This is a genomic window from Ureaplasma diversum NCTC 246 (genome assembly GCF_000731915.1).
Lineage (GTDB): Bacteria > Bacillota_I > Bacilli_A > Mycoplasmatales > Mycoplasmoidaceae > Ureaplasma > Ureaplasma diversum.
This window is the reverse complement of the sequence record NZ_JFDP01000100.1, coordinates 1-1,309: the sequence shown is the minus strand read 5'-3', so window position 1 is coordinate 1,309 and position 1,309 is coordinate 1. Positions and strand designations below refer to the sequence as shown.

Below are 1,309 nucleotides of genomic sequence, written 5' to 3'. Positions count from 1 at the left end.
CAAATGATAAAGGTAAAGAACAAAACCCATCTAATCAACAAGATTCAGGTAATGTTGCTAAACCAAACAATGAAACAGATCAAGGAAAAGGTAGCGAAAACAATCAAATGCCACCATCTATAAATGATAAAAACGACGGTTCAAAAGAAACTGAAATGAATCCACCAAGTACGGATACACCTGTTGAAAAACCATCACAACCTGCTAACCCGGATACTAAAGAACAGCAACCACCTACTAATCAACAAGATAATGATGAAAGTGGAAAATCTAATTCTAAAGATCAATCTTCAACAGCTCTTAACACTAAAAAACAAAATGCTAAGGATCAAATTAATAAACTAAATGCACTTTTAAATAGTGATAAGGATGGATTTGTTAAACAAGTTGAAGCGGTTGCTAATGAAGAAGAAATAAAAACTATTGATGAAATTCTAACAAAAGCAGAGCAGAAGAATGAAGAAAGAAAAACTAAATTAACTCCTATCAAAAGTTGAGTAGATGCAAATAATTATATTTACTTTGAATTTAAAACATCGCAACAAAAATATGATGAATTAAAAAATAAGAAATTCGAAATGGAACTTGAAGTAACAACAAAAGATGGGAAAAAAGCATATACATATGATTCAGCAGGTCCATACAGTCAAAATTTATTTATCATACCTAAACGATATGAAAATGGACTAATCGTACTAGAAATGTCTACTCTTACATATTTCGTGCCAGAGACAAATGGTAGAGAGGGTTCATATAAACTTATTAAATTATGAGCATCTGATGATAATAATAAAACCGACTTATTAAATGAATCACCAAAAGAAGTGGAAATATCACATAAAAAAGCTAGTGCTACTGCTTAAACACAATTATTTAATTAAATAATCTTTTGTCTTATTAACGAATGAGTATACACAAGGAACATATTCTTTTATTCTAAGTTGGATAGTGAGTTGAATTTTGATTATTAAACCGAAATACTATAATAGAAATTCAATTAAATCAACTATAAAAAGCACTTTAATTTTGGAAATTTAGTATTCAAAAATTTCAATGGATCAAGATAATATTCCTTTTTATTATTAAATTTTTAAATAGTCAAAATAAACATTATAAGAATAACAAAAATACAAAAATTAGAATGCGTCGTATGTGATGTGTTCTAATTTTTGATTGTTTAGATTTAGATATTTTTTAGAATAAAGTGATAATTGTTGTGATTATCTAATTAGAAAAAAATGTTAAACCAACAAAAAACTATAACTAACCCTAAAACACAACCAACCGGAACATCCAACTCCAAAAGTCC

1 protein-coding gene is annotated in these 1,309 nt (G+C 27.8%); it reads left to right on the top strand.

Features of this window, described 5'->3' with window-relative positions; all coding sequences use genetic code 4:
• A partial coding sequence (locus UDIV_RS04665; protein ID WP_038103710.1) for a hypothetical protein occupies positions 1-863 on the top strand: 863 nt, incomplete at its 5' end.
• Positions 864-1,309 lie beyond the last annotated feature (446 nt).